This window comes from Qipengyuania pacifica, assembly GCF_019857205.1.
Taxonomy (GTDB): Bacteria; Pseudomonadota; Alphaproteobacteria; order Sphingomonadales; family Sphingomonadaceae; genus Qipengyuania; species Qipengyuania pacifica.
Genome location: NZ_JAHWXO010000006.1, coordinates 69,576 through 96,258, shown reverse-complemented (window position 1 = coordinate 96,258; position 26,683 = coordinate 69,576). Strand labels below are relative to the sequence as shown.

22 protein-coding genes and 1 riboswitch are annotated in these 26,683 nt (G+C 62.4%); of the genes, 9 read left to right on the top strand and 13 right to left on the bottom strand.

From position 1 onward, the window contains the following. Positions 1–18: 18 nt before the first annotated feature. Complete coding sequence (gene mmsB, locus KYK83_RS11130; protein WP_222828290.1) at positions 19–885, top strand: 3-hydroxyisobutyrate dehydrogenase; 867 nt, start codon at positions 19–21, stop codon at positions 883–885. Here mmsB and KYK83_RS11125 read toward each other — a convergent pair. Next, the gene (locus tag KYK83_RS11125) at positions 872–1,594 is read right to left on the bottom strand and encodes an Nmad3 family putative nucleotide modification protein (protein ID WP_222828289.1); all 723 of its coding nucleotides are present in this window, start codon (positions 1,592–1,594) and stop codon (positions 872–874) included. The genes mmsB and KYK83_RS11125 overlap by 14 nt on opposite strands. Positions 1,595–1,632: 38 nt before the next feature. On the opposite strand from KYK83_RS11125, the gene KYK83_RS11120 reads away from it, so the two are divergent. Then, positions 1,633–2,400, top strand: a complete 768-nt coding sequence (locus tag KYK83_RS11120; RefSeq protein WP_248284405.1) for a hypothetical protein — start codon at positions 1,633–1,635, stop codon at positions 2,398–2,400. A 134-nt stretch (positions 2,401–2,534) separates the two neighbouring features. Here the strand turns inward: KYK83_RS11120 and gcvPB are convergent, their stop codons facing one another. The 10 genes from gcvPB to KYK83_RS11070 form a co-directional block, all read right to left on the bottom strand. Further along, entirely contained in the window at positions 2,535–4,124 is a 1,590-nt protein-coding gene (gcvPB, locus tag KYK83_RS11115; RefSeq protein WP_222828288.1) for an aminomethyl-transferring glycine dehydrogenase subunit GcvPB, read from the bottom strand. Next, positions 4,121–5,488 carry an aminomethyl-transferring glycine dehydrogenase subunit GcvPA gene (gcvPA, locus tag KYK83_RS11110; protein WP_222828287.1) on the bottom strand — a complete coding sequence of 456 codons (1,368 nt, stop codon included), beginning with the start codon at positions 5,486–5,488 and terminating at the stop codon, positions 4,121–4,123. The genes gcvPB and gcvPA overlap by 4 nt, the downstream gene beginning before the upstream one ends. A gap of 93 nt (positions 5,489–5,581) precedes the next feature. Further along, positions 5,582–5,953 (bottom strand): glycine cleavage system protein GcvH, encoded by a 372-nt coding sequence (gcvH, locus tag KYK83_RS11105; RefSeq protein ID WP_222828286.1) that lies wholly within the window; start codon positions 5,951–5,953, stop codon positions 5,582–5,584. 3 nt (positions 5,954–5,956) lie between these two features. Further along, the gene (gene gcvT, locus KYK83_RS11100; RefSeq protein ID WP_248284404.1) at positions 5,957–7,132 is read right to left on the bottom strand and encodes a glycine cleavage system aminomethyltransferase GcvT; all 1,176 of its coding nucleotides are present in this window, start codon (positions 7,130–7,132) and stop codon (positions 5,957–5,959) included. 155 nt (positions 7,133–7,287) lie between these two features. Further along, positions 7,288–7,384: riboswitch (glycine riboswitch) on the bottom strand. 74 nt (positions 7,385–7,458) lie between these two features. Then, positions 7,459–8,400 (bottom strand): sulfite exporter TauE/SafE family protein, encoded by a 942-nt coding sequence (locus tag KYK83_RS11095; RefSeq protein WP_222828285.1) that lies wholly within the window; start codon positions 8,398–8,400, stop codon positions 7,459–7,461. Continuing rightward, positions 8,376–10,979 (bottom strand): methionine synthase, encoded by a 2,604-nt coding sequence (gene metH / locus KYK83_RS11090; RefSeq protein WP_222828284.1) that lies wholly within the window; start codon positions 10,977–10,979, stop codon positions 8,376–8,378. The genes KYK83_RS11095 and metH overlap by 25 nt, the downstream gene beginning before the upstream one ends. Then, positions 10,976–11,512: a GNAT family N-acetyltransferase gene (locus KYK83_RS11085; RefSeq protein WP_222828283.1), complete on the bottom strand. Its 537-nt coding sequence runs from the start codon at positions 11,510–11,512 to the stop codon at positions 10,976–10,978. The genes metH and KYK83_RS11085 overlap by 4 nt, the downstream gene beginning before the upstream one ends. Then, the gene (locus KYK83_RS11080) at positions 11,509–12,549 is read right to left on the bottom strand and encodes a homocysteine S-methyltransferase family protein (RefSeq protein ID WP_103022369.1); all 1,041 of its coding nucleotides are present in this window, start codon (positions 12,547–12,549) and stop codon (positions 11,509–11,511) included. Before KYK83_RS11080 ends, KYK83_RS11085 begins: the two co-directional genes overlap by 4 nt. Before the next feature lie 2 nt (positions 12,550–12,551). After that, the gene (metF, locus tag KYK83_RS11075; RefSeq protein WP_173829945.1) at positions 12,552–13,451 is read right to left on the bottom strand and encodes a methylenetetrahydrofolate reductase [NAD(P)H]; all 900 of its coding nucleotides are present in this window, start codon (positions 13,449–13,451) and stop codon (positions 12,552–12,554) included. Positions 13,452–13,468: 17 nt separating this feature from the next. Continuing rightward, positions 13,469–14,440, bottom strand: coding sequence for an ArsR/SmtB family transcription factor (locus KYK83_RS11070; RefSeq protein ID WP_103022368.1), 972 nt, complete (start codon positions 14,438–14,440; stop codon positions 13,469–13,471). A gap of 132 nt (positions 14,441–14,572) precedes the next feature. On the opposite strand from KYK83_RS11070, the gene KYK83_RS11065 reads away from it, so the two are divergent. The 6 genes from KYK83_RS11065 to KYK83_RS11040 all read left to right on the top strand — a co-directional run bounded on the left by KYK83_RS11065 (position 14,573) and on the right by KYK83_RS11040 (position 22,657). Further along, on the top strand, positions 14,573–16,606 hold the full coding sequence (locus KYK83_RS11065) for a glycoside hydrolase family 3 C-terminal domain-containing protein (RefSeq protein WP_222828282.1): 2,034 nt from the start codon (positions 14,573–14,575) through the stop codon (positions 16,604–16,606). A gap of 89 nt (positions 16,607–16,695) precedes the next feature. Beyond that, complete coding sequence (gene moaA / locus KYK83_RS11060) at positions 16,696–17,673, top strand: GTP 3',8-cyclase MoaA (protein WP_222828281.1); 978 nt, start codon at positions 16,696–16,698, stop codon at positions 17,671–17,673. Positions 17,674–17,731: 58 nt separating this feature from the next. Beyond that, complete coding sequence (locus tag KYK83_RS11055; RefSeq protein WP_103022365.1) at positions 17,732–18,145, top strand: DUF2946 family protein; 414 nt, start codon at positions 17,732–17,734, stop codon at positions 18,143–18,145. Between the two features lie 65 nt (positions 18,146–18,210). Continuing rightward, positions 18,211–20,220: a TonB-dependent receptor family protein gene (locus KYK83_RS11050; protein ID WP_430299207.1), complete on the top strand. Its 2,010-nt coding sequence runs from the start codon at positions 18,211–18,213 to the stop codon at positions 20,218–20,220. Between the two features lie 13 nt (positions 20,221–20,233). Next, positions 20,234–21,613, top strand: coding sequence for a PepSY-associated TM helix domain-containing protein (locus tag KYK83_RS11045; protein WP_222828280.1), 1,380 nt, complete (start codon positions 20,234–20,236; stop codon positions 21,611–21,613). Positions 21,614–21,745: 132 nt separating this feature from the next. After that, complete coding sequence (locus tag KYK83_RS11040) at positions 21,746–22,657, top strand: ROK family protein (RefSeq protein ID WP_346729461.1); 912 nt, start codon at positions 21,746–21,748, stop codon at positions 22,655–22,657. A 45-nt stretch (positions 22,658–22,702) separates the two neighbouring features. Here the strand turns inward: KYK83_RS11040 and KYK83_RS11035 are convergent, their stop codons facing one another. Continuing rightward, positions 22,703–23,512 carry a class I mannose-6-phosphate isomerase gene (locus tag KYK83_RS11035; protein ID WP_222828279.1) on the bottom strand — a complete coding sequence of 270 codons (810 nt, stop codon included), beginning with the start codon at positions 23,510–23,512 and terminating at the stop codon, positions 22,703–22,705. Positions 23,513–23,625: 113 nt separating this feature from the next. On the opposite strand from KYK83_RS11035, the gene KYK83_RS11030 reads away from it, so the two are divergent. Further along, positions 23,626–25,875, top strand: a complete 2,250-nt coding sequence (locus KYK83_RS11030) for a sensor histidine kinase (protein ID WP_222828278.1) — start codon at positions 23,626–23,628, stop codon at positions 25,873–25,875. Here the strand turns inward: KYK83_RS11030 and KYK83_RS11025 are convergent. Continuing rightward, positions 25,861–26,460, bottom strand: a complete 600-nt coding sequence (locus KYK83_RS11025) for a response regulator (protein WP_222828277.1) — start codon at positions 26,458–26,460, stop codon at positions 25,861–25,863. The two genes, KYK83_RS11030 and KYK83_RS11025, sit on opposite strands and share 15 nt — an antisense overlap. Positions 26,461–26,683 lie beyond the last annotated feature (223 nt).

Below are 26,683 nucleotides of genomic sequence, written 5' to 3'. Positions count from 1 at the left end.
AATACCCGGAGAGAGAACATGAAAATCGCCTTCATCGGCCTCGGCAACATGGGCGGCGGCATGGCCGCGAACCTCGTCAAGGCGGGGCACGAAGTGAACGCCTTCGACCTGTCGGAAGAAGCGCTGGCAACGGCCAAGTCCAACGGCTGTGAAACTTTCGCAGATCCGGGCGAGGCCGTCCAAGGCGTCGACGGCGCCGTGACCATGCTGCCCAATGGGGAGATCGTGAAGTCGGTCTACGAAGGCAGCGTGATCGGCAAGGCTCCGCAAGGGGCCGTCCTGCTCGATTGTTCGACCATCGACGTTGCCACCGCCAAGGAGGTGAACGCAGCGGCCGAGGCCGCCGGATATGACATGGTCGACGCGCCGGTTTCAGGCGGGATCGCGGCGGCCAACGGCGGCACGCTGACCTTCATGGTCGGCGGGACAGAAAAGGCTTTCGGACGTGCCGAAGAGGTGCTTCAGGCCATGGGCAAGGCCGTCATTCACGCTGGCGATGCAGGCGCTGGCCAGACCGCCAAGATCTGCAACAACATGCTGCTCGCCATTTCCATGATCGGCACTGCCGAAGCCATGAAGATGGCAGAGAAGCTGGGCCTCGACCCGCAGAAATTCTACGAAATTTCCAGCCAGTCGTCGGGCTACTGTTGGTCGCTCAACGCCTATACCCCGATGCCCGGTGTCGGCGTGGAAAGCCCGGCGGACAAGGATTACAAAGGCGGCTTCGCTACGGGTCTAATGCTCAAGGACCTGCGTCTCGCGATGGAAGCCGCACAGACCGCCGATGCTTCCACCCCGTTGGGCGCCCACGCGAAAGAGCTTTACGAACAGTTCGCCAAGGACAACGCCGGCCTCGATTTCTCGGCGATCATCAGGACGCTCTGATTTCATCGAGTACCCGCGCGAGCCATTCGCGCGGGGCCTTGCGGCGGCCGATATCGGCTACGAATTCCTGTCCGCGGGCGACGCTTTTCAAGCGTCCGCCCCACAGCCAGCGGTCGGCGCGATCATGATAGCTCAGCCCACCGCGCGCCATCCAGGGCGGCCTCTCCCATACGGATGGCGACGCGCCCGCAGCGGTCAGGCGCAAGGCATCACTGGCCCGCCGTGCCTCTTCGCCCGCCCCCGAATATATCGTGTCGTTCGAAGCATGCATGGCGAGGGCATGCGGGTGTCCATGCTCGATCAGTCGGTCCGGAACCTCTCCCGTCAGGTCGATCACCTCACCGACTTCGAGATAGCCGAAGATGCGATGATGCGGATCGCCCCCGTCTTCGCGAAACAGGCCGAAGAACAGGAAGACATCGCCCAATCCTACGCCGCGATTGGAGAGGTGGGTTTGCGCCGCCCCGCACTGGCCGAACAGGCAGGTGCCATTGCCGAGAAACATCGGGTCGTGATGGCACAGATCGTCTGCTCCAAGCCGCCCTCTGCTGGCCTTGGCTGCGTGAGCGCCGAGACCAAGATCGCCAAATGTGGTGCGCGACGCCGCTCCTGCGGGAATCGGCAGGCTGAACGGACGCCCCTCGACGATCGGCGAAGGTCCACCGCCCGACGCGCTATCGAACCCCTTGCGTGAAAAGATGATCCGCATGCCCCCTCCACTGCCCGAGGGCCGGTACAGTGACAACCATGACCATCGCGCCTATCTGCCATGGCATGAGCAGCGTTTACGATGGCAAGGTCAACGCCCTGATCGTGGCTGGGACAAGCTCCGCCGCGCTCGATCCGCTGGCCGAGCGCGCGGGCGTGTCTCACAGATACCTGGTTCCCGTCGATGGGATGCCCATGATCGAGCGGCTTGTCATGAATGCCGCCTTGAGCCCGCGCATCGGCGCAATCCGCATCGCCGCACGCGAGGCCAATGAAATCGCAGCCATTCCATCGATTGCAAAGCTGGTCGATAAAGGACGGCTGGCATTCACGTCAGAAGCGTTCGACATCGTCGACAGCATGTTCGCAGGCGCCGATGGCGCGAACTATCCGATCCTGATCACGACGGCCGACAACTGCCTGTGGCTACCCCGGGACTTTACCGAGTTTGCCGACAAGGCCATCGCGAGCGAGGCCGCTGCCGCCGCCGCGATTGCCCGCGAGGAAGACGTGATCGCGGTCGATCCGGTCAGGCAAAAGGGGAGCTACGAATTTTTAGGCGGTGCATATTCGAGCTGCAACACCTACTGGATCGCCGATGCCTGCGCACTTTCCGTGGCGCAGATCATGAGCAGCGGCGGAGAGTTTGCGAAGGATACCGGTCGCATGGCCGAAGCGTCGCAGCGCGACGGCTTCGAACTCGTTCCGATCGAGATGGAGCACGGCTACTGCGCGATCGCCGTAAACGATGAGCACAGTTTGCAGGTCACCCAAAAGCTGCTGATGAAACGCCTCGCCACGGCCTGACAATCAGACCGCACCGACGTGCCGCCCTATCCGCCAGTGTGTCTGACCGGGCGCTGCATCGACGCGGTGCTGATGGGACGAAGCCCAGGGAATATGCCCGCGGGCTCGCCTGCTGCTAGCGGCGGCCCGGAGTATCATGCCATATCGGGATCGTTCCAGGCCAGCACCGGCTTGCGCGCGGCTTGCGTTTCGTCGAGGCGGCGACGCGGCGCGTAATGCGGCGCGGTCTTCAGGCTTTCGTCGCCCTCTTTCGCGCGCTCGGCAACGCTGCGCAGAGCCATGATGAACTGGTCCAGCGCCGCCTTGCTTTCCGTTTCGGTCGGCTCGACCAGCATGGCCCCGTGGACGACCAGCGGGAAATACATGGTCATCGGGTGATAGCCTTCGTCGATCATGGCCTTGGCCAGGTCCAGCGTGGAGAGACCTACTGCAAAGCCCTTATCGCTGAACAACGCCTCGTGCATGCACGGGCCGCTTGGTCCGAACGGCGCATCGAGCACGTCGTCCAGGCTGCGCAGGATGTAATTGGCGTTGAGCACGGCATCTTCGGCAACCTGCTTTAACCCGTCCGCCCCGTGGCTGAGGATATAGGCGAGCGCCCGCGTGAACATGCCCATCTGGCCATGGAACGCGGTCATCCGGCCGAAATGCTGCAGCGCCCCGCCGAAATGTTCCTTGGCGAACTCTTCCGCGTCCTCTTCTTCGATCAGGTGGACGACGCCGTCCTCGGTCCGCGCCGTGTAGGGCAGCGGTCCGAACGGAGCGAGCGCTTCGGAAAGGACGACCGGGCCCGAGCCCGGGCCGCCGCCGCCATGCGGGGTGGAGAAGGTCTTGTGGAGGTTGATGTGCATCGCATCGACGCCGAGATCGCCGGGGCGGACTTTGCCGACGATGGCGTTGAAGTTCGCGCCGTCGCAATAGACGAAACCGCCCGCCGCATGGACTGCGTCGGAGATCGCCTTCATGTCGCGCTCGAACAGGCCGCACGTATTCGGATTGGTAATCATCACGCCAGCGACATCGGGGCCTAGCCGCGCCTTGAGCGCTTCCAGATCGACGCGGCCTTCGGCGGTCGCGGGAATGTCTTCCACCTTGTAACCGGCGAAGGCAGCGGTCGCGGGATTGGTCCCGTGGGCGCTTTCCGGCACCAGGATCACCTCGCGCGCATCGCCCCGCGCTTCGAGTGCGGCGCGAATGCACAGGATGCCGCACAATTCGCCATGGGCGCCCGCCTTCGGGCTCATGGCGACGGCGTGCATGCCGGTGAGATCGATGAGCCAGTGAGCGAGTTCATTGATGACTTCGAGCGCACCGCGCACCGTGTCGACCGGCTGCAGCGGATGCACGTCGGCAAAGCCCGGCATGCGCGCGATCTTTTCGTTGAGCCGCGGATTGTGCTTCATCGTGCACGAGCCCAGCGGAAAAAGACCGAGGTCGATCGCGTAATTCTGCCGCGACAGGCGCGTGTAATGACGGACGGTTTCCGGTTCGGACAGGCCCGGCAGGCCGATCGCCTCGCTCCGCTCGAAACCGCCAAGCCGGTTCGCCCCGCTCCCGGGATCCGGCAGGTCCACACCGGTCGTCTCGACATGGCCGATCTCGAACAGCAGCGGCTCTTCCAGCATCAGCGCGCGATTGCCGGTGGCCGTATCGGGACCGCTCATTGCGTTATGGCCTTCGACGGGGGTGCCGGGCTTCCAGCCCGATGCATTGGGCGTGCTCATGCCAGCACCTCCTCGAGTGCGGAGGCAAGCGTTTCGATGTCCTCCTCGGTGGTGGTTTCAGTGACGGCAACCAGCAGTCCGTTTGCCAGATTCCCGCTTCCCGGGAACAGGCGGCCGAGCGACACGCCAGCAAGAACGCCGTCATCGGCCAGTTGACGCACGACCGTGCGCGCATCGGTGCCGAGAAGGACTGTGAATTCGTTGAAGAAGGTATCGTTCAGCACCGTGACACCGGGCACCTTCGCCAGCCGATCCGCGGCGAGGCACGCCAGGCGATGGTTTTCCATCGCCAGCCGGCGCAGGCCCTTTTCGCCAAGCAACGTCATGTGGACGTTGAAAGCCAGCGCGCAGAGGCCCGAATTGGTGCAGATGTTGCTGGTCGCCTTTTCGCGGCGGATATGCTGCTCGCGGGTGGACAGGGTCAGCACGAAGCCGCGCTTGCCCTCCGCATCTACCGTTTCGCCGCACAGGCGCCCCGGCATCATGCGCACATGCTTTTCATCGCGCACGGCAAACAGGCCGAGGTAAGGGCCGCCGAACTGCAGGCCCACGCCGATCGCCTGGCCTTCGCCGACCACAATGTCCGCCCCCAGTTCGCCCGGCGACTTGATTGCCCCCAGCGCGACAGGTTCGGTATTGACTGCAATCAGCAGGGCGCCCTTGTCATGCGCGGCTGCGGCAATCTTCGCGAGGTCGGGCAGACGGCCGAGAATGTCGGGATATTGCACCACGACACAGCTCGTATCGGCATCGATGCGGGCAATCAGGCCATCATCGTCGGGCTTGGCGGTCAGGCTCGGCGGGGCGCCGGCGATCTCGTCGTCGGTGAACTTCGCCATGGTCCGCACGACTTCCGCGTAGTGCGGGTGCAGTGCGCCTGAAAGCACCACCTTGCGCTTCTTGCCGCGCGCCACGCGGCCCGCCATGGCGACCGCTTCCCAGCACGCGGTCGAACCGTCGTACATGGATGCATTGGCCACCGCACATCCGTAAAGCCGCGCAACCTGGCTCTGGAACTCGAACAGCATCTGCAGCGTGCCCTGCGCGATTTCCGGCTGATAGGGCGTGTAGGCGGTCAGGAACTCGCCGCGCTGGATAATGTGATCGACGCTCGCGGGGATGTGGTGCTTGTAAGCCCCCGCCCCCAGGAAAAAGGCCGCATCCGATGCCGCCAGATTCTTCTTCGACAACCGCCGCATATGCTTTTCGACGGCCATCTCGCTGGCGTGCATCGGCAGGCCCTCGATCGGTCCGGAAAGGCGGGCCTCTTCGGGCACATCGGCGAACAGGGCATCGATGTCCGGTGCGCCGATCACGTCCAGCATTGCCGAACGATCGGTATCGGTCAGGGGTAGGTAGCGCATTTCAAAGTCCCGTCATCCCGGCAAAGCCTGGGATCTCGTGCAGCTATGTCCGGCGTGGCGGCCGGACGATCCCGGTTCGCGCCGGGAGGGCGGTTACAATCCGTCGCAGAAGCTCTTGTAGGCGGCTTCGTCCATCAGACCGTCGAATTGCGATTTGTCGCCAATGGTCATCTTGAAGAACCAGCCATCTTCTTCGGGCGAGGTATTCACCAGCGCCGGATCGTCTTCGAGCGCGGCATTGGTTTCCATGACCTCGCCACTGATGGGGGCATAGACGTCGCTGGCGGCCTTGACGCTTTCGACTACGGCGGCATCCTTGCCCTTGTCGATCACGGTGCCGACATCCGGCAATTCGACGAAGACGATATCGCCCAGCTGGCCTTGTGCGTAATCCGTGATGCCGACAGTGGCGGTTTCGCCCTCGACGTCGATCCATTCATGTTCATCGGTGAAGTAACGGGCCATCGGTCAGTTTCCTCTGTGATAGCGGTGTGGGACGAAGGGCAGCTTGGTGACCTTCGCTGGCAATCTCTTGTTACGAACCTCGACTTCGAGTTCGGTTCCCTCGGAGGCGAGCGCGGTGTCGACGTATCCCATGGCGATGGGCCGCTCGAGCGTGGGCGAAAAACCGCCCGAAGTGATCCGGCCGACTTGTGTGTCGCCCGAATAAATCGGCGCGCCTTCACGGGCAGGCATCCGCCCGTCGATGGCAAGGCCAACACGCTTTTGCGCAGGGCCGTTTTCCAGCACGTGCATGACCTTTTCGTGCCCCATCCAGCCGCCTTGCTCGCGGCGCTTCTTGGTCAGCGCGAACCCCAAATCGGCAGACACCGGGTCGGTATCCGTCGTGATGTCGTGGCCATAAAGGGGAAGGCCTGCTTCGAGCCGCAGGCTGTCGCGTGCGCCAAGCCCGATGGGCCGCACTTCGATTTCCGCGCACAGGCGATCGGCCAGGCTTTCGGCGAATTCGGCCGGGACGGAAATTTCGAACCCGTCCTCGCCGGTATAGCCGGAACGCGTGATGCGCAGCGGCCATTCGCCGAACTCATGCGTCACGCTTTCCATGAAGACCATGTCGTCGATGACATTGCGCATGACGCGGTTCAGCGCGGTTGCGGCACTGGGGCCCTGCAACGCGATGAGCGCGTGTTCGTCCATGTGGGTGAGCGTGACATCGTCGTCGATGAACTCGCGCAGGTGGCCGATGTCTTCCCACTTGGTCGCACCGTTGACGACGAGGTAATAGGCAGGCTCGCCCCAGCGCCCTTCGTCGCCTGCATCCACATCACCTTCGATCCAGGGCGTGGCATTGGTGACCATCAGATCGTCGAGTATGCCGCCATCCTCGTCTAGCAGCAGCGAATAGCGCACCTTGCCCGGCTTCAGCGACGCAATCGCGCCGGGGAGGAGCTTTTCCAGCTCTTCGGCCGCTTTTTCGCCGGTGACCATGATCTGGCCCATGTGGCTCACGTCGAACAGGCCTGCCTGGCTGCGGGTCCAGTTGTGTTCGGACACGATCCCGTCGAACTGGATCGGCATGTGATAGCCGGCAAACGGCACCATGCGCGCGCCCTTGCGGCGATGCCATGCATCCAGCGGCAGCGTTTCGGTTTCGGCAATGGTATCGTCAGTATCGTCGCTCAAGTCCCGTCCTTCGCAAAGCATGGGTGCGCCCCGCAAAGGTGCGCTAAGAAAACCCATGCCCCCTCTGTCGGGAAACCTGAGAGACTGACGCACTAATGAGTGCGCTTACCCCTTCGGTGGCCCCCGCCGGAGCGGAGACGCTTTCCAGAGTGTCGATGGTGCGCACGGTCCGTTTAGCCTGAGAGTTTCCGGGGCGGTTGCTCCTTCGGCGCCGGATGGACGCCGCCACCCGAACTCTCCCGTACGCGCCTGCCGCAGAATCGCCTCTGCAGCCGACGCCTGCTGCACTGCGATATTCGGCGGTAGCGGTCAATCGCCCAGCTGCATCAAATACGGTTCAGCCACAGCAAATATGCCGCCGATGCGACGATCCATGCCCCGTCCAGCGTCTTGAGCCGGCGCGCGCCCAGCCACAGGGCGATCGGACGGGCGAAAAACCCGCCGACCGCAGCGGCCGGCCCCGCCAGCAGGACGACCTCCCACTGGATCGTGCCCGCGCCGATATGCCAGACCGAGCCCGCGATCACGCTGACAGACGAAATGACGCACGCGGCACCGGTGCACAGCAGCACGGGATAATGCCGGATGAAGAGATAGAGCGCGACCAGCTCTCCCACCCCCACCGAAAACAGCGCCGTCAGAATGCCGCCGGGTATGGCGAGCAGGATGAGCACCATCAGATCGCCGCGCTGCAGCGTCCCGCGTTCCGGTCGGGCGAGATTGACCGTCCATGTGGAGGCGATCAGCGCCAGTCCGAGCAGGATCGAAAACGCCTTGTACCCCATCAGCACCGCATGCTGATCGAATGCCGTCAGCCTTTGCGTAAGCAGCATCGCGGGAAGCGACAGGGCAAGAACCGCCAGTGCGACGGTAAAGAAATCGCCCGGGGCAACCCGTGCGTGAAGCGGCGCGGGTTCTGGCTGGTGATAAAGCCGGTCGGTCCAGCGCAAAGCGCCCATGGTCATGCCGAAGCTCTGGATGGCCATCGATACGCCGACGACCTGCAGCGGTTGCAGGTCCATGACCGACCATTCGCGAAGCGCATTGAACACCGGCACGAAGACCACGCCCCCGCCAGTGCCCGACGTATTCGCGATAATCGCGCCGATCACACCGATGCCGGGCAGGAACCACAGCCTGCGCAGCAGGTCGGCATCGTAGGAAACGAGCAGCACCAGGAGCAGCCAGACGGCGAGCAATATGCCGCCGCCGATCAGCACCAGCCTCCCTCTGGGGAGCGCGGTCAGTCCAGATTGGGTCGCAGCCATCGCTCGGCAGTCGCCATATCGACGCCGCGCCGCTGCGCATAGTCTTCCAGTTGATCGCGCCCGATGCGGGCCACGCCGAAATACTGCGCCTCGGGATGGGCGAAATAGAACCCGCTCACCGCCGCGGTGGGATACATGGCGAAATTCTCGGTCAGCGTGATCCCGGTGTTGGCTTGGGCATCGAGCAGGTCGAACAGCATCGGCTTGAGGCTGTGATCAGGACAGGCGGGATAGCCGGGCGCAGGGCGGATGCCGCGGTATTTTTCCTTGATCAGCGCCTCGTTGGTCAGCTGTTCCTGCGGCGCATACCCCCACAGTTCCGAACGGACATGCTGGTGCAGCCGCTCGGCAAAGGCCTCCGCAAACCGGTCGGCCAGCGCTTTGAGCAGGATGTCGGAATAATCGTCCTTGTCCGCGAGGAAGCGCTTTGAATGCTCTTCGATCCCGTGGATGCCGACCGCAAAACCGCCTATCCAGTCGCCCGCCGGGTCGATGAAATCGGCCAGGCACATGCTCGCCCTGTCCCGGCTCTTCTTCACCTGCTGGCGCAGGAACGGCAGCACCGTGTGCGTTTCGCCATCGAGATCGTGGATGGTGACATCGTCGCCATCGCGTGCGCAGGGCCAGAAGCCGGCGACACCGCGGGCGGTGAGCCATTTTTCCGCAATGATCCGCTCCAGCATGGCATCGGCATCCGCCTTCAGGCTGCGTGCGCTTTCGCCGACCACGTCGTCGTCGAGGATCTTGGGGTAGGTCCCGTGCAGTTCCCAAGCGCGGAAGAAGGGCGTCCAGTCGAAATAGTCGCGCAGTTCGGCAAGGTCCCATTCCCCAAACACATGCGTGCCCGGCTGCAGCGGCGGCGCGGCCTTGTCCGACAGATAGGCATCGTAGAAATTCGCCCGCGCATCTTCCAGGCTGAGCAATTCGCTCTGCCCCTTGCCCGCCCGCGCATCGCGCACATGGGCATAGTCCGCCGCGGTGGTCGACACGAATTCCTCGCACTGCGTATCCGACAGCAGACGGCTCGCCACACCCACCGCGCGGCTGGCGTCGAGAACGTGGATGACGGGCCCGGGATAGGCCGGATCGATCCGCAGCGCGGTGTGCACCTTGCTGGTGGTCGCCCCGCCGATCAGCAGCGGCATGGTCATGTTGGCCGCCTTCATCTCTTCCGCAACGGTCACCATCTCGTCGAGCGAGGGGGTGATCAGGCCCGACAGGCCGATCATGTCCGCATCGTTTTCGTTCGCGGCTTCGAGGATCCTCGCCCACGGCACCATCACGCCGAGGTCGATCACTTCATATCCGTTGCACTGCAAGACCACACCGACGATGTTCTTGCCGATGTCGTGCACGTCGCCCTTGACCGTGGCCATGATGATCTTGCCCTTCGCGCGGGCGCCCGCTTCCTTTTCCGCCTCGATGAAGGGGATGAGATGCGCCACCGCCTTTTTCATCACGCGGGCCGATTTGACCACTTGCGGCAGGAACATCTTGCCGCTGCCGAACAGGTCGCCGACAACGTTCATGCCGTCCATCAGCGGGCCTTCGATCACCTCGATGGGCCGCGCGAACTGCTGGCGCGCTTCTTCGGTATCGGCGACGACATGCGCGTCGATCCCCTTGACCAGCGCATGTTCCAGCCTGCGGCCCACTTCCCAGCCGCGCCATTCCTCGGCTGCCTTTTCGTCGGCCGCGCTCTTGCCCTTGTAGCTTTCGGCCAGATCGATCAGCCGCTCCGTCGCATCGGAACGGCGCATCAAAATCACGTCCTCGCAGGCTTCGCGCAGCACCGGGTCGATCTGGTCGTAAACGTCCAGCTGCCCGGCATTGACGATCGCCATGTCGAGCCCAGCAGGAATCGCGTGATAGAGGAACACCGAATGCATCGCGCGGCGCACGGTCTCGTTGCCGCGGAAGCTGAAGCTCAGATTGGACAGGCCGCCGCTCGTCTTCGCATGGGGGCAGCGCGCCTTGATCTCGGCCACCGCCTCGAGGAAATCGAGGCCATAACGGTCATGCTCCTCGATCCCGGTCGCCACGGCGAAGATGTTGGGGTCGAAGATGATGTCCTCGGGCGGATAGCCGATGTCCGTCAGCAGGTCGTAAGCCCGCGCGCAGATTTCTACCTTGCGCTCCTTCGTATCGGCCTGGCCCGTCTCGTCGAACGCCATGACGACCACCGCGGCCCCGTAATCCATGCATTTGCGCGCATGGTCCAGAAACGCGTCCTCGCCTTCCTTCATGCTGATGGAATTGACGATCGGCTTGCCCGATACGCATTTCAGTCCGGCCTCGATCACGCTCCATTTGGAACTGTCGATCATCACCGGGACCCGTGCGATATCGGGTTCCGCAGCGATCAGCTTGAGGAAGGTCGTCATCGCCTTTTCGGCATCGAGCAGGCCTTCGTCCATGTTGACGTCGATCACCTGCGCACCGTTTTCCACCTGCTCGCGCGCGACTTCGACGGCGGTTTCGTAATCGTCCGCCATGATCAGTTTCTTGAACCGGGCGGATCCGGTCACATTGGTGCGTTCGCCGATGTTGACGAACCGGGCGGTGGATTTGTTGCTCATGATCTCAAAGTCCGGTCGAGTGCGCGCGCCAGCACGACGTCATCATAAAAGGTTCCGCCCACGTCGAAACGACGCGTGGCGATCTGTTCGAAGCCCTGCTTCCTGTAGAAACCAATGGCCCGCTCATTGTCCTGCTTCACGCCCAGCAGCAGGCGGTCGTGGCCTGCAGCCCCGGCCAGCGCCGCCTCGAACAGCCGCCCGGCAATACCGCTGCCGTGGAAACGCGACAGCAGGTAGATTTTCTTCAATTCGATATCGCCGGGTTCCGCCGCGTCCAGTTCGGGCCGGTTGACCAGCGCATAACCGATCGGCGCCGCGTCCAGTTCGGCCAGCCAGGCCTTTGCCCCTGCCGCCAGCAGCTGGCGCAGATAATCCGCCGCATGTGCCCGTTCGCAATGCGCGACCAGCGCCTCGCCGCTGATCATCCCGGCAAAGGTTTCCAGAAACGTGGCATCGGCCACCAGCGACAGGCGGCCCGCGTCCGCTGCCCCGGCCTCCCGGATGACCACTTTGCTGGCGTCGAACCCGGTCATGCCGCGATCGTGAACGGCTCGAGCCCGGCCAGATGCATTTCGGGATTGCGGCTCGGGCGCTTGCGCGGGGCCAGCCCTTCGACCGCCTTGGCCATCGCTGCGATATGCGCAGGCGTCGATCCGCAGCAGCCACCCAGCGCATTGATGCGCCCGTTTTCGGCCCAGACCCGGGTCAGCGCCGCCGTCGTTTCGGGCATCTCGTCATATTCGCCCAGATCGTTGGGCAGGCCGGCATTGGGATAGGCCATCAGCCAGCTGTCGGCGATGTCCGACAGCAATTGCACATGCGGGCGAAGCTGTTCGGCGCCGAAACTGCAATTGAGGCCGATGGTCAGCGGCTTGGCATGGCTCACAGTGTACCAGAATGCCTCCACCGTATGGCCCGACAGATTGCGGCCCGAAAGATCGGTCAGCGTCAGCGATATCATCAGCGGAATGTCGCGGTTCAGTTCGCGCTCGAGCTGCTTCACCGCCATGATCGCAGCCTTGCAGTTCAGCGTGTCGAACACGGTTTCGATCAGGATGAAATCGGCTCCGCCCTCGACCAGTGCGGCGCATTGTTCGCGGTAGACATCCACGATCTCGTCGAAAGTCACCTCGCGGAAGCCCGGGTCTTCCACGTCGGGCGACAGCGACAGCGTTTTGTTGGTCGGCCCCACCGCCCCGGCAACGAAGCGCGGCACGCCATCGTTACGCGCATCGATCGCTTCGCGGATGATCCGCGCTGCCGATATATTGATGTCGCGCACCAGTCCCTCGGCCCCGTAATCGGCCTGGCTGATGCGGTTGGCGTTGAAGGTATTGGTCGCCAGGATATGCGCGCCTGCATCGATATAACTGTCGCAGATCGTGCGGATCACCTGCGGCTGGGTCAGATTGACCAGATCGTTATTGCCCTTCTGGTCGTCTGCCAGCCCGGTATCGCCTGCATAGTCCTCCGGCGCCAGTTTCGCGCGCTGGATCGCCGTACCGTAGGGGCCGTCCTTGATCAGGATGAACTGCTTGGCAGCGGCTTCGAATTCTTCGCGTTTGGTCATGGTCAGGCCTTCGGACGCAGGCCGAGCATGTGGCAGATCGCATAGCTCAGCTCGGCGCGGTTCAAGGTGTAGAAATGGAACTGGCGTACCCCGCCTGCATAAAGGCGGCGGCACATCTCGGCAGCGATCGTGGCGCTCACCAGCTGGCGCGCCTCCGGGCGTTCGTCGAGGCCTTCGAACAGGCCTTCCATCCAGTGCGGGATGGCGGTGCCGCACAGTCCCGACATGCGCTGCACGGCGGCAAAGCTCATCACCGGCATGATGCCCGGCACGATCTCGCCCTTGATGCCGGCCGCTGCCGCCTGATCGCGGAAATCGAAGAAACATTCCGGCTCGAAAAAGAACTGCGTGATGGCCCGCGTCGCGCCGGCATCGAATTTCGCCTTCAGATTGTCGAGATCGGCCTTCCGGTCGGACGAATCCGGGTGAACTTCGGGATAGGCCGCGACCGAAATTTCGAAATCGGCCACTTTCTTCAGGCCCGCGATCAGTTCGGCGGCATTGGCATAACCGCCGGGGTGCGCCGAATAACGCGATTGTCCGTCGGGCGGATCGCCGCGCAGGGCGACGATGTGGCGGATGCCTTCTTCCCAGTAATGGCGGGCAACGTCGTCCACCTGCTCGCGCGTCGCCTCGACACAGGTCAGATGCGCGGCGGCCGGAATGCCGGCCTCGTTCTGGATCCGCACCACCTGCTGGTGCGTGCGTTCACGCGTCGACCCGCCTGCGCCATAGGTAACGCTGGCAAAACGCGGGCCCAGCGGCGCAAGCGTTTCCACGCTCTGCCACAGGGTCTCGCCCATCTTGTCGCTCTTTGGCGGAAAGAATTCGAAGCTCACCTCGATATCGCCGGGCAGGCCGGAAAAAAGCGGGGCTTCCAATGCGCGCTGTGCCTCGCGCATCTGGTCAAGGGTCGGGCTCACACTGCTGCCTTCCTGCTTTGGGTGCGCCGCTGCGCAATCCAGATTTTCACCACGAGTTCGCCGTCTTCCAGCGCAATCGGATCGGCCGGTTCGAAATCCGCTTCATGCAGCAGGGTGCGCATCTGCCCGTCTTCGAAGCCGAGGCGCGCATGGGCATGCCTGTCGCGCAGTTCCTCGCGCTGGTGTGCGGCGAAATCGACGATCGCGATGCGCCCTTCGGGTCGGGTAACGCGCGCGGCTTCCATCAGGACGGCGCCGGGTGCCTGCGCAAAATGCAGCACCTGATGGAACAGCACCGTGTCGAAACTGGCCGCCGGGAAGGGAAGCGATCCGAAATCGCCCTGGACCAGTTCCACGCGCTCGGTCGGGAAATGGTGCAGCTTGGCCCGCGCCACCCGCAGCATGGCCAGACTTTTGTCGAGCGCTACGATCCGCTCTGCCCGTTCCGCGAACAGTTCCGCCATGCGGCCCGTACCCGTCCCGATATCCAGCAGGCGCCCCATCGGCATATCGCCCAGCGCAAGGGTCAGCGCTTTTTCGACCGCTTCGTCCGATGAATGCATCCGGCGCAATTCGTCCCAGTCATGGGCGTGATCGGAAAAATAGGCCTGCGCCTCGTTTTCGCGGTGCTCGCGAATTTCGGCAAGCCGCCGCCGGTCCAGCTCGCATTCCTCGGCGAACTGCGAATCGCTGGCTTCCGCTTTCACCAGCAGGTCGGCGATCGCCGTGCTCAGCGGCGGGGCATCGTTCGTATTGGCGCAGGCGCGCAGGAAGACCCAACTGCCCTCGCGGCGACGCTCTGCCAGACCGGCGTCGCACAATATCCCGATATGGCGCGAAACGCGGGGCTGGCTTTGCCCCAGCACCTGGGCCACCTCGCCCACGGCAAGTTCCATCGAACCCAGCAGGCGCATGATCCGCAGGCGCGTGGGATCGGCAAGGGCCCTGAAGATGGTCTCGGTCCGCATGATGAAATGGATATAAAGATATTTTTATATCTGTAAATCGCTTCCATGGCCAGTCGTCGAAATGAGCCGGGCGAGCGACGAAATCTCAAATCCAAACCTGATATTTACCATTAGGGCCGAAACCGGTTGGCTATGGCACTACGCCCAACCGACCATGGCGCAAAGCGCGAACGCTTCGTCGAAGACCTGCTCGACATCATGTCGATGGAGGAAAAGATCGGTCAGCTGGTGCTGCGCCCGCTGCCCACTTCCGATGATCCGCAGGACATCCGGCACATCCGCGATCAGTTGAAGCGTGGTCATCTCGGTGGCCTGATCGGCAGCGCTTCGCAGGTCGAAAGTGCCACCTTCCGGCGCATTGCGGTCGAAGAAACCCGGCTCGGCATTCCGCTGCTCTTTGCAGACGAGGTGAGCCGCGGGGACGCCGTCGTCATGCCCAGTCCCTTTGCTCTGGCCGCAAGCTGGTCGCCCGACATCGTCGAACGCGCAGCCGCGGTCGTCGCCGACGAAGCGCGTGAAACGGGCAAGAACTGGCTGCTCGGCCCCGATGTCGTGCTCAGCCATCTGTCGGCCGACCGCAATGGCGCCGCCACCTGGGGCGCATCGGAATTCCTGGCGCGCACTCTTGCTGCGGCCACCGTACGCGGGCTGGAAAACGACGATGATGAAAGCGGCGGCTCGCTGGCTTGCCTGCGGGTGGACGATCCGTCCTGGACCGATCGCCGCATGCCCGACGCCATAATCGACAAATTCCGCCTCGTTGCAGGCATTCTGGGCATCTCGACCCCTGCCAGCGTCGCGCTCGACCCAGCAACCCAGTACGCACTCGATATTGCGGGCGCGGACGATCCTGCCTTCTCCATCGGCGGGCCGGGCGGGTATGAAGGCATCGACCTTTCCGAATGGGCCGCCATCGCCCGCGCGGCCGGTCAGGACGATCGGCGCGGCCCCTATATCGGCCTCTCGGTCGATGCGGTGATGGCCGCCTTCAGGGCCGGGCGCATCACGCAGTTGCAGGTCGACGACGCGGTTCGCCGGGTTCTCGGGGCAAAATACGATCTCGGCCTGTTCCGCTCGCATGGCCGCGCGGATCGCAGCCCGCCAATGCCGGCTCCCGCCCCGCTCGACCCGCGCGCCGTCGCGCTCGATGCAGCGCTGCATTCGATCGTGCTGCTGCGCAATGAACCGGCGGTGCTCCCGCTAGTTTCGGGGCCGCACGAAATCCTCGTGGTGGGTACGGCGGCCGCTGAGCGCTCCCTTTCCATGGGCGATGCGATGGCGGACGGGGCAAGCCTTCTCGACGGCCTCGATGGCCTCGGTCTGCGCTATAAATATGTTCCGGGCCTCGCCCTTCGCGATGAAGGGGAACGCTCGCAATCGGGCAAGCTGGTCAATGCCGACCGGATGGCCATCGGCATGGCCAGCGAAGCGGCGCGCCGATCGGAAACGGTCATTATGGCGCTCGGCGAAACCGACAGTCTCGGCGAAGCGGCACAGGCCCTGCTCGATGCGCTGCACGCCGCCAACAAGAACCTCGTGCTGGTCACGCTCGGTTCGCGCCCGCTCGATCCCGACGTGAGTGGGCACAAGCTGCCCTGCGTCCTGCATGCAGGCCAGCTGGGCAGCGCGTCGGGCCACGCCATCGCTCTGGTTCTGACCGGGGCGTTCGCCCCGCGCGGACGCCTGCCCGTCGCCCTCATCGACAAGGGCCGGATCGGCCTTCCCTTCGGACACGGTCTGGGCTTCTCGCAATTCGAGCTGGAAGATTACAGCATCGAACTGAGCCATGATCGCCTCATCGCCAGCACCGTCCTCTACAACACCGGGGACAGCGAAGGGCAGGAAACCGTGCAGGTCTATCTCAAGCGTCCTGCATCGCGGGACCGCGGTCCCTCGGAACTGGCAGACTTCCAGCAGATATCGCTGCTGCCCGGCGAAAATCGTCGCCTGCTTTTCGAACTGGGCGGCAACCAGCTCGGCCGGTTCGAACGCAATGGCCGGTTTGTCATCGATCCCGGCAGTTACACGATCGCCGTCGGTCTCAGCGAAGGACAGGCGCAGGCGGCGGAAATCTCCATTCCACCGACGGTTGCCGAAGCGATGGGCAAGGCCCGCTCGCTGGAGCCGTTCCCTGCACTGTTCGGGCGAATGCGTCGTTCGGCCTGACAATCAAACGTATGATTGACATGTGATTTCTGGTGCAGGGTCCACTATTTCCGTTTCGGGATGGCCCTGCACCGTGTAGGGGCGTCGCCATGCACGATGCATTTGGACGCCGGATCAACTACGTCCGCCTCTCGGTGACGGACCGCTGCAACCTGCGCTGCACCTACTGCATGGCCGAGGACATGCAGTTCATGCCGCGCCGGGATCTGCTCACTTTCGACGAAATCGAACGCCTCGCCCTCCACCTCGTCGGCCGCGGCGTAAAGCGTATCCGCCTCACCGGCGGCGAACCTCTCGTCCGCAAAGGCATCGTCGATCTCGTCTCCCGCCTCACGAATCTGCGCGAGCACGGGCTGGACGAAGTCACACTGACGACCAATGGAACGCTGCTGCCCGAACTGGCCGCTAACTTGGCAGCCGCCGGCATCCGCCGGATCAACGTCAGCCTCGACACGCTCGATCCGGCACGCTTTGCAGAACTGACCCGGCGCGACGAATTCGACAAGGTCATGCGCGGCATCGACGCCGCGCGCAGCGCCGGCCTCGCCGTGCGTATCAACACGGTCGCCATGCGCGGCGTGAACGATGGCGAACTGCCCGCCCTGCTCGAATGGTGCGGCGAACGCGGCTTCGATCTTGCGATGATCGAAGCCATGCCGCTCGGTGACGTCTCCGTCGACCGCAAATCGACCCATCTCGATCTGACCGAAGTGCGCAAGCTGCTGCAAGAGCGCTTTACCCTTTCCCCATCCATCCACCGCACCGGCGGCCCAGCTCGCTATTTCGACGTTGCCGAAACCGTCACCCGTATCGGTTTCATCACCCCGCTGAGCGACAATTTCTGCTCGGGCTGCAACCGCATCCGGATCGCCGCCACCGGCACGGTTTACGGATGCCTCGGCCACGATCAGAAGGTCGAACTGCGCGAAATCCTGCGCGCAGAAGGTCCCGGCACGCTGGACGATGCCCTCGATCGTCTGCTGGCCGGCAAACCGCTCCGTCACGACTTCGACATAGACCGCGCCGAACCTGCCCTGGCACGCCATATGAGCGCCACGGGCGGCTGAGAAAACGCGCTGCGCAATAGGTGCTGACAACGGACCTTCGATTGCATATGGGGCCGCCATGAAACGCGTTCGCGGCCTGGTTGAAGACCACCGCTATCTCTTGATGCTGCTGCTGGTTCTGGCGTTTTGCGTCCGGGCTGCGATCCCTGCCGGGTACATGATCGCGCCTTCGACCGAGAAGCTGGTCGAGGTTTCCATCTGCCATGGCGGTACCGGCGAGCGCAGCCTCGCCACCATTGCCATTCCGATGAAGACCGACGCGGACGAAAGCCGGCATTCACCGGACGCGAAGGACACGCATTGCGCGTTTTCCTCCCTCGCCCAGCCCTTGCTCGGCGGCATACCGCCCGTACTGCTCGCGATTGCGCTGGCAGCGATCATTCTGCTGGGTCTGGCGCCGCTTGGCCGCCTGCCCGTTGCGCCCATTCCCTACCTCCGCCCGCCCTTGCGCGGACCACCGGCCTCGATCTGAACCCGTAAACTTTCAGATCAATTGCGCGGGAATGCGTGCGCAGAGCCGCACCGCGCAGCAGGGGAATTACCGTGAAATCTTCTATTTTCGTCCTTGGGGCGGCAACCTTCGCCGTGGCCGCGCCCGCTTATGCCGAGACATCCGAAAGCGATGCCGCCGGCGAGTCGGACCGTACGATCATCGTGACCGGCCAGCATGCGTCGACCGAAGCCAAGCGGCGCGCCGATGCCACGCCGGGCGGCACCGATGTCGTCACGCATGAAGACTATGCCGACAAGTCGCTGGTCAGCCTGCGCGATGCGCTTGCCTTCTCGCCCGGCGTCTATCTCCAGCCCCGTTACGGCCAGGAGGTTCGCATCTCGATCCGGGGCTCGGGTCTTTCGCGCGGTTATCACATGCGCGGCATCACGCTGCTGCAGGATGGCGTTCCGATCAATCTCGCAGATGACAATGGCGACTTTCAGGAACTGGAGCCGATTTTCTTCGACTATCTCGAAGTATATCGCGGCGCCAACGCGTTGCGCTTCGGGTCGGGCACGCTTGGAGGAGCAATCAATGGTGTGACACCCACCGGTATGATGGCCAGTGGCATGTACCTGCGCGCCGACACCGGCAGCTTCAACACCTGGCGCGGCTTGGCTTCATACGGCGCAGCGAGCGGCGCTGGCGATGTGTGGGCCGCTGTCAGCTACGATCATTCCAATGGCGACCGGGACCATGCCCATCGCGAAAGCCTGCGCTTTCACGGCAATGTCGGATTGCAGATCGCCGATGGCGTAGAGAACCGCACATATGCCAGTATCAACCGCATCGATCAGGAACTTCCCGGCGCGCTCGACCTGCCGACCGCGTTGACGGCGCCGAAAACCGGCAATTTTGTCAACGATCAGGCGCGTGACATCGACTCTCTGCGACTGCAAAACCGCACCCGGTTCAGTTTCGCCGATGGCCAGCTCGACGCCGGCGTGTTTATCAATGCCAAGTCGCTCCACCACCCGATCTTTCAGGTCGTGGACCAGAAATCCGTAGATCGCGGAGCCTATGCACGGTTCGATTATGCGGCCGGGCCATTCGAACTGACGCTCGGCGGGGAGGCGCGTTTCGGCGACGTCGATTCAAGACGCTTCGTCAACATCGACGGCGAACGCGGAGCAAAGACTTTCGAAGCCAAGCAGGAAGCGCGGACCGCCAACATCTACGGCGAATTCCGCTTCCGTCCAGTCGACCGACTCCAGCTCATTGCCGGCGGTATCTATGCCGATGGCCAGCGCGAACAACATCTTCTGTTCGACAGCTTTGCCGGCGGGGTCACCGATGTAACCGGCTCGGCAGGCTTCAACGCGTTTTCACCCAAGTTTGGCGTACTGTACGAACCGGCCGACGGCATCCAGCTGTTCGCCAATTACAACCGTTCGGTGGAATTTCCCGGCTTCATCGAACTGGCGCAGGTGGCAAGCTTCGTGAATCTCGATCCACAGAGGGCGTGGAGCTTTGAAGTCGGAACTCGTGGGCGTGCGGGGATCGCCGAATGGGATTTGGCCGCCTATCGCGCGGACATTCGCGGCGAGTTGCTGCAATTCAATGTCGGCCCCGATATCCCTGCATCGACTTTCAACGCCGACGAAACCTTCCACCAAGGCGTCGAGGCGGCGCTTTCCATCGATCTGGGGGAATGGGCCAAGCTGCGGCAGGTGTACCAGTACAGCGACTTCCGCTTCAAGGATGATGCGCAATACGGCGATAATCGGCTGCCGGTGGTACCGCGCCATGTCTATCGTGCGGAACTGCGTCTCGGAACCGACAGAGTACATGTTGCGCCCAATGTGGAGTGGGTGCCGCAAGGTGCATGGGTGGACTACACCAACTCGTTGAGAACCGATGGCTATGCGCTGGTCGGTCTATCAGCCGGAGCAACGGTGACCGCTGGGATCGACCTTTTCCTCGACGCCCGAAATCTGCTTAACGAGAAAGCCGTCGGCGATATCAGTGCGGCCATAACGGCCACACCGGCATCCGTCGTCTTCTATCCCGTGGAACGCCGCGCCGTCTTCGGCGGCGTACGCGCACGGTTTTAGGGGGGAGAAGACCGTGGCCGATACTGCGACCTACCGTACGATCTGGCGCTGGCATTTCTATGCCGGCCTGTTCGTCCTTCCTTTCATCCTCATCCTGTCGCTGAGCGGGTCGATCTATCTGTTCAAGCCACAGATCGACCGGTGGGAAGAGCGTAACTATCGCGGCCTGTCGCTCGAAGGCGCAGTGTCGGCCGACCGGCAGCTCGAAGCCGCACAGACGGCTTATCCGCAAGGCAGCTTTCACCATTACCGCATGCCGGAACATGCCGGCGATGCCGCCATGATCCAGCTTGGTCTACCCGGCGGGGCGTTGACGGACGTCTTCGTTTCTCCGCAGGGCCAAGTTCTGGGTACGCTTGATCCGACCGAACGCATCCCGAATGTCATCGCGACATTCCACGGCTCGCTTCTGCTCGGGGATTGGGGCGATCGGCTGGTCGAACTTGCAGCGAGCTGGACGATCGTAATGATCCTGAGCGGCCTGTATCTGTGGTGGCCGCGCCCGTTCAGGGCAGCGGGCACGTTCTGGCCGCGCCTCTCTCTCAAAGGACGTGCGCTGATGAAGGACCTGCACCGCGTGACAGGTTTCTGGATTGCAGGGCTGGTCCTGGTCATGCTTGCTAGCGGTTTGCCCTGGGCAGGCACATGGGGCAGCGCCTTCAAATGGGCACGCACTGAACTGGGGCTGGTGGAAGGACCCCAGGACTGGAAGATCGGGTCGGGTCCAGAGATCGTTCGGCATGAACCGGCAGGCAACTGGATTGCCCCTGCGGCCCATGCCCATGCCGGACACGATCACGGCGACATGGCAGCGCCAACGATGCCAGCACGACAGGCCACCAAGGGCGAACCGCTGCCGCTCTCAAGCTTCGTCTTGAAAGCCAGTGAAGAAGAGATGGCGTTTCCGGTGCTGGTACTGCCGCCTCACGCCCCGCAGCGTTTCGGCCCGCCAACAGGTGATGTATGGACGATCAAATCGGAAACGCAGAACCGTCCCTTGACCCAAAGTGCCACTTTCGATCCGATTGATGGGCGAGAGGTTTCGCGCACCGACTTTGCAGACAAACATCCGATCGATCGTGCGATCAATTACGGAATTGCCTGGCATGAAGGGCAGTTATTCGGCCTCGCCAATCAGATCATAGGTCTGATGACCGCGTTCGCCTTGATCGGGCTATCGGTGCTTGGGGTGATCATGTGGCTCAAGCGAAAGCCGTCGGGTAAACTGGGTGCACCTGCCGGATCATCGGTTCCGCATGGTCCCGGTCTGATCATCGTAGTGGTGCTGCTCGGCTTGCTGTTACCCCTGTTCGGCCTGTCATTACTGGCAATTTTGGCGCTCGAACGCGTGGTCGGTCGTTTCGGGAAACGGCGCAGCAAACGCGTGCGATGATTATCGGGAGGGGCGGTGTCCGAACCCGCCCCGCCCGCCTGGCGATCTCGACCAGCCCTGACGGGCGAAACCCTTGCGCCGCCGGCGACTTCCCCCCACAGATCGACACGTCAATTATTTACGGGAACGACGGTGGCAAATCATCGACAGACCGGCGGGCCATATCTGGCCGGGGTCGAACTTGGCGGTACCAAATGTATATGCGTTCTTGCGGATACATCCGGCGCCATCTTCGCGCGGGAAAGGGTGGCGACGGGGCATCCGAGCGAAACCCTTTCGCGGATCGAGACGGTTCTTCACGGTTGGCGCCGTGAACATGACATCGCGGCAATCGGGATTGCCAGCTTCGGCCCACTCGATACGGATCCCGCCTCCGCAAACTATGGCCAGTTGCTCGCCACTCCCAAACCGGGATGGGCCGGGGCGGATTTACGCAGGCTACTCTGGGACATTCCATTCCTCATCGATACTGACGTCAACGGCGCGGCCCTCGCCGAAGGCGTCTGGGGCGCGGCACGCGATCTGCGATCCTGGTGCTATATCACGATCGGAACCGGGGTCGGCGTGGCCCCCATTATCGATCGCCGACCGGTGCTCGGCCTCGGACATGCCGAGGCCGGTCATATGATTGTCCCCTCGCCGCAGCCGGGCTGGGCGGGAAGCTGCAGCTTTCACAAGGGCTGCGTCGAAGGCTTCGTTAGCGGGCCCGCATTGGAGGCCCGCTGCGGCCAGCCCGCATCGGACATCGCAGACAGTGACGATGTATGGGACGATGTGGCACAGATCGTTGCGACCTTGTGCCATAATCTCGCTGTGACAGTGGTCCCGGAGCGTATCATGCTGGGAGGCAGTGTCGCTATCAATCGACCACATCTGCTTGAAGTCATTCGGGCGAAGCTGAACGCGAGCCTCGCCGGTTATGCGCACGGCGCTCGGATAGCTCTGATGCCGGAGTTTCTCGTCACCGCGAAGCTGGGCGAGGATGCCGGGCCGCTCGGGTCCATACGCCTAGCGCAATTGGCATTGGCGACATCGGCTCCCTGACAAACCGGCTACCCGCAGCAGCGCCTACGCGCGGTGCAAGCGGGATTACAGAGCTTGGGCCATGAAACCGAGAGCGCCCAGCGAAAAACAAATCTCACGCGCATCCTGTGCAAACATACACTGTCCGGGCTCAACCCGTTCAGACCCGACCGTTGCCGTACCGCGATATGGCAACACAAAAGCCTTCCCGGAACTGGCGGGCTTATCGTCATTCGACGATCCATCCACCCGCCAAAGGCGGAAGTAAGGGCCGTCAACGAGCAACGCATTGCCCACGTCGCCTACTTGGCAATGCAGCGACATATCGTAAGGTTCGCGCTCCGCGATTGCCAAGGCTTCGTCGAGATGAAGTTCGCGAGGGCGCCCGTAATCGTACAGCCGATAGGTCACGTCGGAGTTCTGCTGGATTTCGATGATGCTGATGCCAGCCCCGATCGCATGTACGGTATTGGCGGGGATGTAGAAGAAGTCGCCCGGTTTGACGTTATGCCAGGCGAGCAAATCCATGATCGACCCATCCTCTGCCCCGCGCTGCACCTCATCGCGAGAAACGGAGCGTTTGAAACCGATAGCGAGCTTCGCCCCGGGCTCGGCATCGAGTACGTACCAGCATTCCTCCTTGCCCGCTCGGCCCAGACCTGCTGCCATGGCCTGATCGTCATTGGGATGCACCTGCACCGATAACCGCTGGCTGGTGAAAATATACTTCAGTAGCAGTTCGTCAGCCTCAGTGGGAGGCTCGAACCAGATTTCCCCAATCGTATCTCCGGGCGTCTTGTCGAACGGCGCCGAGAGCTGCTTCCGCCCCCAAGGCTTTTCGACATGCCGCGTTCGAAGTTGTTCGGTTGCCGCCATTTGCTCAGATACCCATCGCCATGGCGATAACGGGTAAACCAAGCGGCCCATGTTGCAAACCAAACTGATTGCGAATTGACACCGACACAATTGCGTAGAAGATTGCGCGCACAATGGCGTCGCACTCGTGGCTTACCGCATTGGTGGCATTTGTACTGGCTTTCTGGCCACAAGCGTTACGCGCCGATGAATTGCCACCAGCAATCGAACTGAAGCCAGACGTCAGCGCAACCGACGTTGTCGCGCACATCCGCTATACGCGTGACCAGGACGTGATCGACGGCCTCAGCCTAACGGCTTTCCTGAACCAACGGCTGCAACCGATTTCCGGCAGCGCGGCTCATTTCGGGGCGCCGGGTGACCGAATTGCCCTAGCCATCCGGGTTCGCAACGTGGGCCAGGAGGCTGGCAGCTGGATCGTTTCGACCGGGCGCGGATCACTCAGCTATTTCCGCATGTACGAAAGCCGCGGGGATCGTCTCGCTTTACTTGTAGATGGCACCGATCCTTCGGCGGCAGCGGAAAATTTACGTACCTATCAGGCCTTCAGCAGCGAACTGCTTCTGCAGCCGAACGAAGAGCGGACGATCGTCATCGACTTCAGGTCGGAGAACTCGACCTACATGCCACTGGTCATCCAGACCTATGGCGATTTCTTTTCAGATCGCCGCACGAACATCGCCATGGTGGCAGGCGTTGTGCTGGGCGTTCTGGTACTGATCTTTCTGAATTTCGTTTTCTTTTCCATAACCGGACATCGCGAGTTCGCTTGGCTGGCGCTGGCTCAAGCGCTGTTCGCGCTGAATACGGTTCATGCGGAAGGGTACCTGACGATATTTTTCCTGCCCGACAGCCCGATGCTCGGCGTGGCGATAGAAGACGCGATCAAATGCGGATTTGCAGCGGCCATGACGCAGTTCGCCCGTAGCTTCATGCGCACGGCCGAACTCTTTCCGCGGCGCGACTTGTTTCTGAAAATCGTGATTGCGGTAAGTCTGCTGGTGATCGCTTTGCAGGCCGGGCTGGCGATCTACGAACCTGCTTTGCGCAATGCCATCCATGCCATCGCCTGGCTGGTTGCGGTCGTCGTCGCGCTTTACCTCCCCTTCCTCGCCGTGGCGGGTATGCGGACGATCGGGCGCCAGCTCTGGCCCTTGCTGATTGGTTGGGGAAGTCTCGCATTATTCATCGTATATGCCGCCGTTGCATCGATGGGTGTATTCGACTGGCTGCCGATAAACTGGCATTTGGCGGGCCCCGTCGGATTGTTCGAATCCCTTATGGTCACGCTTGCTCTCGGTCTTCATCTCAAAAAGCTTCAGGCTGACAAGCGCGAGGCGGATAGCAATTATGCGCGATCGATGGCCGAGCGCCTGGCGATCAGCGAAGATGCGCAGCGTCTTGCCGAAGAGAAAGCTTTCGCACTGGCCACCGTGAACAGTCAAAACGCTCTGCTGCACGCCTCGGGCCATGACAGTCAGCAGGTTATTCTGGCGCTTAACAGTGCAGTTCATGTGCTCGATGAAAGCGGCGATCCAGACAACCGCGAACTGTCCGACATGCTCAGAAGTTCGGCAGACTATCTGGCTGAAATCGCAACGACGACGATGTCGGGCGCTGCGATCGTCGGAGAGAATTCTGGCGCAGCGACCTTGAGCTGCTTCAGTCTGCGCCATCTGGCCGAACCGCTGATCATGATGTTCCGTGGCTCGTTCGCCGCCAAGGGGCTGACGCTGCAGGACGATATCGAAGAGGGTCCCAGCATCGTCTCCGACCGACCGGTACTTATGCGTGCTCTCGCGAACATTTTGAGTAATGCCTACACCTACACCAGTTCCGGCGGCGCCCGATTATCCATGCGCGTGAGCGGCGGTAAGCTGATCATTGAGCTAACGGACACCGGCGAGGGCATCGAGGAAAGCGTGCTGAAACAATTGCACGACGATCACGCCAACCGCACAACGGCAGGAGAGAAACGCCAGGGTACCGGTTCCGGGTTCCGGTCGGCCAAACGCCTGATCGAAGGATTGGGAGGGGAACTGACCATCGTGACGTCTGGACCTGACGGCACCATTATTCACGCCATCCTCCCCGGAACCTTCGAGCAGAACCGGTCGTGCACGATCGCCGAGCTCGAAGGCCGGGCGCCGGGATGGCACATTATCGATGTGGACCGAGTACCGGCTGACCAAACATCGATCGCACGTCGGGTGGATGGGCGTAAGCTTGCAGCCGCAACCTACGACGATACTACCATAACACGAGGAAGGCTCAGTCGATCTGTCGATGTCATCCTGATAAAGCCGCTCTGCTGCGAAATGGCCGACCACCCCCTGCTGAAGCGTGAATCACAGCAGCTTTAGCTCCTGCGCCCGGTCAACGATCTTGCGGTTGCTAGGCACATCGAGCTTCCGGCGCAGTTCGGCAATGTGGAAAGAGACTGTCGGCTGCGCGATCGACAGGCGGTAGGAAATCTCTTTATTCGTTTCCCCCTGAGCCAGATAATGAAGGATCGCCATCTGGCGCGGAGACAAAGCGATTTCGGGAGCCTGCACCGACGCCAGCCCCCTCCGCATCATTGGTGACAGATAGACTTCACCATCGAGGGCAGCATCGCACGCGCGTAGAATTTCCGTCGCAGGCTCGCTTTTACTGACGGCACCTCGAGCGCCCAGCTTAAGCGCGTACTCGATCTCCGTGAACTGCGTTTCGCCGGTCAGGATAATCACGGTCATGTCATTGGAACCGACGATTTCCGCCAATACGTTTATGCCGCGCAGGCCAGGCATATTCATGTCCAGCACCACCAGATCGACTTCCTGCGAGCGAACGAAGGCGCTTACTGGAGCCCCATTGTCGAGCACGCCGACAATTCGATAGCGATCGCTCGTGGCAAAGACGGAACGCAACCCGCCCTGGGCTATCGGGTGATCATCGACAATCAGCACCTTGCAGGGATCCGAAGTGCGGCAATTGCCCGGTTCCGAACTGCCTGCATCCCTCACGATGCAAGGGAACCTTGAAAATTTGAACGACCGGGAAGCAGGTGAGCGGGCGGCACGGAAAACCTCTCGACCGGAATGCGGTCCGCTCATCAGTTTGGCGCAAACAGATACGCAATCAACCCTAAATTAATTCAGCTTGCGACTCTTCTCCGCGCGTGGGCAAATC